At 73.4% G+C, this 5,935-nt stretch carries 5 protein-coding genes and 1 pseudogene; 3 read left to right on the top strand and 3 right to left on the bottom strand.

Features of this window, described 5'->3' with window-relative positions; all coding sequences use genetic code 11:
- A pseudogene (locus tag PSR1_RS24720) lies at positions 1–284 on the bottom strand (hypothetical protein); the annotation flags it as partial.
- Positions 285–312: 28 nt separating this feature from the next.
- On the opposite strand from PSR1_RS24720, the gene PSR1_RS21080 reads away from it, so the two are divergent.
- Positions 313–1,329, top strand: coding sequence for a radical SAM protein (locus PSR1_RS21080; protein WP_059439338.1), 1,017 nt, complete (start codon positions 313–315; stop codon positions 1,327–1,329).
- A 3-nt stretch (positions 1,330–1,332) separates the two neighbouring features.
- Here the strand turns inward: PSR1_RS21080 and PSR1_RS21075 are convergent, their stop codons facing one another.
- Both PSR1_RS21075 and PSR1_RS21070 read right to left on the bottom strand, forming a co-directional pair.
- Positions 1,333–2,391, bottom strand: a complete 1,059-nt coding sequence (locus PSR1_RS21075; protein WP_059439337.1) for an inorganic phosphate transporter — start codon at positions 2,389–2,391, stop codon at positions 1,333–1,335.
- A 39-nt stretch (positions 2,392–2,430) separates the two neighbouring features.
- Complete coding sequence (locus PSR1_RS21070; protein ID WP_082100337.1) at positions 2,431–3,066, bottom strand: DUF47 domain-containing protein; 636 nt, start codon at positions 3,064–3,066, stop codon at positions 2,431–2,433.
- Between the two features lie 295 nt (positions 3,067–3,361).
- On the opposite strand from PSR1_RS21070, the gene PSR1_RS21065 reads away from it, so the two are divergent.
- Together PSR1_RS21065 and PSR1_RS21060 are read left to right on the top strand one after the other, a co-directional pair.
- Positions 3,362–5,203 (top strand): PAS domain-containing sensor histidine kinase, encoded by a 1,842-nt coding sequence (locus PSR1_RS21065; protein WP_237758182.1) that lies wholly within the window; start codon positions 3,362–3,364, stop codon positions 5,201–5,203.
- Positions 5,204–5,213: 10 nt separating this feature from the next.
- Positions 5,214–5,935 (top strand): sensor histidine kinase (locus PSR1_RS21060; protein WP_059439336.1); only part of this gene is annotated, 722 nt, incomplete at its 3' end.

Genomic DNA, 5,935 nt, shown 5'->3' with positions numbered 1-5,935 from the left:
GTCTCGATGGCCTGGTCGCGGCCCAGGTAGCCGGGGCGCGGCGCGGGCGGGGGCGCCGCCTGCGGCGGGGCTCCCGGCGGCGGCGGACCTGCCGGCGGCGGCTGCGCCTGCGGCGCGGGCCCGGGCTGCGACGGCGCGGGCGGCGCCGGCGCCGGCGGCAGAGGTGGCGAGGCCTCGGGCGGCGCCTCGCCCTCCGGCGCAGGGGGCGGAGCGTTCTCCGGCGGCTGGCTGTACGTGACGCACCCCGCGAGGAACAGGAGTGCGGCGGCGGCGAGTGCTCTCATCGGCGCGAACTTATGCTATCTGGCCGCCGTGCTCCACCTCGCCGGCCAGGACAGCCGCACGCTGGCGCGCCGGGCCGGCATCTCCCTCGAGGACGCGCGCCGGATCACCGGCGCGGTGATCGGGCGCGGCGCCCCGCTGCGCGACGCGCGGAACGTCCGCCGCTCGGTGCTCGACGAGGTGGACGCGCTCGCCACGCCGGGCGAGCTGCGCCTGCTCGAGGCGGTGGACGCGCGCGACGGCTTCCGCAAGTACCTGTTCGAGCTGCCGGACGGCCTGCGGGTCGAGACGGTCCGCATCCCGCTCTACGACACGCACCACGTGGTGTGCCTGTCCTCGCAGGCGGGCTGCGCGCTCGGCTGCGCGTTCTGCGCCACCGCGAAGCTCGGCCTCGATCGCTCGCTCCGCTCCTGGGAGATGGTGGCGCAGCTCCTCGCGGTGCGAGCCGACTCGCAGCGGCCCATCACCGGCGTGGTGTTCATGGGGCAGGGCGAGCCGTTCCTGAACTACGACGAGGTGCTCGCCGCCGCCTACGCGCTCTGCGATCCGGCCGGCGCGCGCATCGACGCCAGGCGCATCTCCATCTCCACCGCCGGCGTGGTCCCGATGATCCGCCGCTACACCGCCGAGGGGCACAAGTTCCGCCTGTGCATCTCGCTCAACGCCGCCATGCCCTGGAAGCGGCGCGCGCTCATGCCGGTGGAGCAGGGCTTCCCGCTCGACGAGCTGGTCGAGGCGATCCGCGAGCACGCGGCGCTGCGCGGCCGGGTGACGCTCGAGTACGTGATGATCTCGGGCGTGAACGTGGGCGAGGAGGACGCGGCGGCGCTGGGCCGGCTGCTCGCCGGGATCCCGGTGCGCCTCAACCCCATCGCGGTGAACGACGCCTCCGGCCGCTACCGCCCGCCCGACGAGGACGAGTGGAACGCGTTCCGCGACGCGCTCGCCCGCGAGCTGCCCGGCACGCCCGTCGTCCGCCGCTACTCCGGCGGCCAGGACGAGCACGCCGCCTGCGGGATGCTGGCCTCGCGGCGGCGCGGCGACTGAGCGTCAGCCGACGCCGAGCACGCTCACGATCGCCCGGGTCACGAGGAAGATGGCGCTGGCGACGAGCGCCGCGGCCGGGATGGTGAACACCCAGGCCCAGATGATCCGGCCGGCCACGCCCCAGCGCACCGCGCGCGTGCCCTTGGTCGAGCCCACGCCCACGATGGCGCCGGTGATGGTGTGCGTCGTCGAGACCGGGATGCCGAGGTGGGCGAGCGCGAGGATGGTCACGCCGCCGCCGGTCTCGGCGCAGAAGCCGCCGATGGGCTGCAGCTTGGTGAGGTTGTGGCCCATGGTGCGGACGATGCGCCAGCCGCCGAACATGGTGCCGAGGCCGATGGCGGCGTGGCACGAGAGCACCACCCAGAACGGCACCGGGAAGTGGCCCGGCGTCATGGCGGCGCGGTCCGCCCAGATCGTGCCGTAGAGGATGACGGAGATGATGCCCATCACCTTCTGCGCGTCGTTCGTGCCGTGGCTGTAGCTGAAGATCGCGGCCGAGACGAGCTGGAGGCGGCGGAACCAGCGGTCCACGCGCGCCGGCGTGTTCTTCCGCACCACCCACGCGGTCGCCACCATCATCAGCGAGCCGAGCACCATGCCGATGAGCGGCGAGAGCACGATGAACGCGGCGATCTTGAGGATGCCGGAGGGGATGAGGCCGGCGAACCCGAGCGGCGGCAGGCTCGCGCCGATCATGCCGCCGGCGAGCGCGTGCGACGAGGACGACGGCAGCCCCCACCACCAGGTCAGCAGGTTCCAGACGATCGCGCCCATGAGCGCGGCGAACACCACCATCAGCACGAGCGAGATGCCGCCCGCCTTGAGCTGCTCGAAGTGGACGATGCCCTTGCCCATGGTCGCGGCCACCTTCAGCTCCGCGCCCCACAGCACCGGCATGGCGGAGATGAAGTTGAAGAACGCCGCCCAGGCCACCGCCACGAGCGGCGAGAGCACCCGGGTCGAGACCACGGTCGCGATGGAGTTCGCGGCGTCGTGGAACCCGTTGATGAAGTCGAAGGCGAGCGCGACCAGGACGAGGAGGACGACGAGGATGAGCATGGCGGCGGACCGGGGCGCGGCGGGGAGGGGTGGGATCGTCTAGGCGTGCTCCAGCACCACGCCCTCGATCACGTTCGCCACGTCCTCGGCCCGGTCGGTCGCGGTCTCGATGAGATCGATGATCTCCTTCCACTTGATGACCGTGAGCGGGTCGTTCCCGCGCTTGAACAGCTTCGCCATGGTGGTCCGGGTGAGGTGGTCGGCCTGGTTCTCGAGGACGTTCATCTCCTTGCAGGCCTCGAGGATGGTGCCGGGGTCCTTCTTCATGTTGCGGAGCCCCTTCACCGCCTCCTCCATCTTCAGCGCCTGGGCCACCAGCACGGCGGCGAGGTCGCGCGCCTCTGGGAGCACCTGGTCGATGTCGTAGAGGCCGAGGCGCTCCGCGGCCGCGTCGGCGAGGTCGAGCACGTCGTCGATGCGGGAGAGCAGCCGGTGGATCTCGGCCCGGTCGAACGGGGTGATGAACTGGGTATGCAGCCGGGCGAAGGCGCGGTGGGTGATGTCGTCGGCCTTGTGCTCGACGTCCTTGATCGCCTGGCACTTTCTCGGGACGTCGGTGAAGTCCTCGAGCAGCTGCTTCAGGAGCTTCGCCCCCTCCACCACGGTCGCCGCCTGCGCCTCGAAGTCGGAGAAGAAGTCGTCCGACTTCGGCATCAGCTTCTCGAGCATCGTCATCGAGGGTCTCCCTGGGAGGGCAAGCGCGCGCACCATACCGATTCCCGCGGGGCAGTCAAACGACTCTGAAAGCGCGGGATTCCACTGGGAGAGCGCGTCCATCTGGGGGTCGCGCGCCCGCCGCCGCCCGACTTTCCTTCGCTCCGTCCCAGGTTTGTGGGACATTCCGCCACCTGCGAGGCTTGTCCACCTTCCCAGGTGGCGGCCATATTCCCCCTCCTGTGAGGGACGGCCGGGCAACCGGCGTCCCCGCGGCGGAACTCGACGGCATTCTCGGGAAGGACCCGGGCACCGCATGCGGTTCGGCGCGAAGATCGGGCTCGTGCTCCTGGCGGTCGGGGTCCTCCCGGTCGCGCTGCTCGGGCTCGTCTCGTACACGGTGAGCCGCGACGAGCTGCAGCGCACCGTCGGCCGGATGCAGGTCCAGGCCGCCGAGGACCTGGCGCTGTTCACCGAGCGGTTCGTCGGGAACTCGGTGGAGAGCCTGCGCCTCGCGGTCTCGGCCATGCCGTTCGACGAGTTCTCGCGCGGCGAGCTGTCCGCGGTGCTCGACATCCCGTACCGCCAGCTCCCGTTCGTCTCGATCCTGGTGCTGGTGGACGACGCGAACACGCCGGTGGCCGGGCCGGTGTTCGAGCGGCGGCCGGAGCGCGACCCGGCGCTGGCCGGCCGCGAGCCGGTGGACGACCGCGACCTCGACCGCTTCGCCCGGCAGATCCCGCGCGCGCCCGCCAAGGCCGGCGCGACCACGATCTCGGCCCCGTACCGCGGCGAGCGCGGCCCGGCCCGCATCGCGGTGGCGCTGCGGATCGGCAAGGACCGGACGCTCGCGGCGGAGATCCTGCTCCGCGACGTGGAGCACCGCATCTCCGAGCTGTCCGCCGCCGGCGGGCTCGCCTACCTGGTGGACGGGAAGGGCGAGCTCATCGCCGGGGTGCAGGCCGGGCCGCTCACCGCCGAGGAGCGCCGGCTGTCCGAGGTGGGCTTCGGCAAGGGCCTGGCCTGGTCGCGGCTGGTCCGGCGGCAGGACGGCGAGCGCTGGCTGTCCGCGTTCGCGCCGCTCGGCTCGCTGGGCTGGGGCGCGGTGGTGGCGCAGCCGATGGCGGTCGCGTTCAGCGCGGCGGAGCGGCTGCGCTTCTACACGGTGGGCTGGTCCGGGGTGGCGCTCGTGCTGGCGCTGCTCGTCGGCGCGTTCCTGGCGCGGATGGTGACGCGGCCGGTGCAGCGGCTCTCGCGCGCCGCCGCGGCCATCGCGGCCGGCGACTACTCGGCCCCGGTGTCGGAGAAGGGCCGCGACGAGATCGCCGAGCTCGGCCGCGCCTTCGCCCGCATGACCGGGGAGCTGCGCCGGCGCGACGAGGAGATCCGCGGCTGGAACCGCGAGCTGCAGTCGCGCGTCGAGGAGCGCACCGCCGAGCTGAAGACCGCGCAGGACCAGATCCTCCGCACCCGCCGCCTGGCCGCGCTCGGCTCGCTCGGCGCCGGCCTGGCGCACGAGCTCAACAACCCCATGACCGCCATCGTGGGCTACCTCGCCATCCTGAAGCGCGAGCTGCCGGCGGGCAGCGCCCACGCCGAGATGATCGGGCGCGCCCAGGAGCAGACCGCGCGCGTGGCGCGGGTGGTGGAGGACCTGCGCAGCTTCGCCGACCAGGAGCGGTCGATGCAGGGCCGGCGCTTCTCGCTGGTGGGCCCGGTCCGCGCCGCGCTCGCGCTCTACGAGGACCGCCTGCGCGCCGCCGGCATCGAGCTCACCACCCGCTTCGACGAGCGGCTCCCCGACGCGCAGGGCGACCCGGTGCAGATCCAGCAGGTGGTGGCGCACCTGGTGGAGAACGCCATCAACGCCATGCCGCGCGGCGGCTCGCTGGAGGTCTCGCTCGGCACGGTGGACGGCGAGGCGCTGCGGCTCCGGATCGCCGACACCGGCAAGGGCATCCCGGTCACCATCCGCGAGCGGATCTTCGACCCGTTCTTCACCACCAAGGAGCACCCGGGCCGCGTCGGCCTGGGGCTGTCGGTGTCGCACAGCATCGTGGAGGCCCACCACGGGCGGATCGTGGTGGAGAGCGAGGAGGGGGCGGGGGCGGCCATCACGGTGCTGCTCCCGGCGGCCACGGCCGCGCACCTCGCCTGACGGAGCGCGCATGAAGAGGAAGCACGAAGACCCGCCCGGACTGGCGCTGCTCGACGCCGAGCTGCTCGCGCCCGCGCTGCTCCACGAGCTGCGGCAGCCGCTCATGGGCGCCGACGCGGCCGCCACGCTGCTCGAGCGCGCCGCCGGCCCGGGGCTGGCGCAGCAGGAGGCGTGGCGGATCCTGCGCAGCCAGCTGGCGCGCATGGGCGAGGTCGTGAACGGCTACGACGAGCTGTTCCGCGCCGGGGACGGCGAGCCGGTGCGCTTCGCGGTGGCGCCGGTGGTGGCGCGCGCGGTGGACCTGCTCGCGCTCCGCGTCCGCCCGCTCGGGCCCCGGTTCGCGTTCACCCCCGCGGCGCACCTGCCCGACGGCTTCGGGGCGCCGGGCGCGCTGGTGCACGCGGCGACGAACCTCATCGCCAACGCGCTCGATGCGGTGGATGGTGTCGCCGCGGGGCGGGTGGAGGTGCGGGTGCTCGAGGCGGCCGGCGACGGGATCGAGGTGCGCGTGTCCGACGCGGGCACGGGCATCCCGGCCGAGATCCGCGCGCACGTCTTCGAGCCGCGCTTCACCACCAAGCCGCCCGGGCACGGCACCGGCCTCGGGCTCCACATCTCGCGCCGGCTGATGAGCCGCTTCGGCGGCGAGGTGACGCTGGTGGACGCCGACGATCCGGCCCGGCTCGCCTGGGCGGTGACCGAGTTCTGCATCTCCATCCCGGCCGCGCCGGC

Source organism: Anaeromyxobacter sp. PSR-1, assembly GCF_000964525.1.
Classification (GTDB): Bacteria; Myxococcota; Myxococcia; order Myxococcales; family Anaeromyxobacteraceae; genus Anaeromyxobacter.
The sequence above is the reverse complement of the archived record's forward strand: the minus strand, read 5'-3'. Positions and strand labels throughout refer to the sequence as shown.

What these genes read in the sequence shown, in the direction of transcription:
- PSR1_RS21070 (WP_082100337.1), bottom strand. Translation starts at nt 3,066, where the DNA reads ATGACGATGCTCGAGAAGCTGATGCCGAAGTCGGACGACTTCTTCTCC.
- PSR1_RS21075 (WP_059439337.1), bottom strand. Translation starts at nt 2,391, where the DNA reads ATGCTCATCCTCGTCGTCCTCCTCGTCCTGGTCGCGCTCGCCTTCGAC.
- PSR1_RS21065 (WP_237758182.1), top strand. Translation starts at nt 3,362, where the DNA reads ATGCGGTTCGGCGCGAAGATCGGGCTCGTGCTCCTGGCGGTCGGGGTC.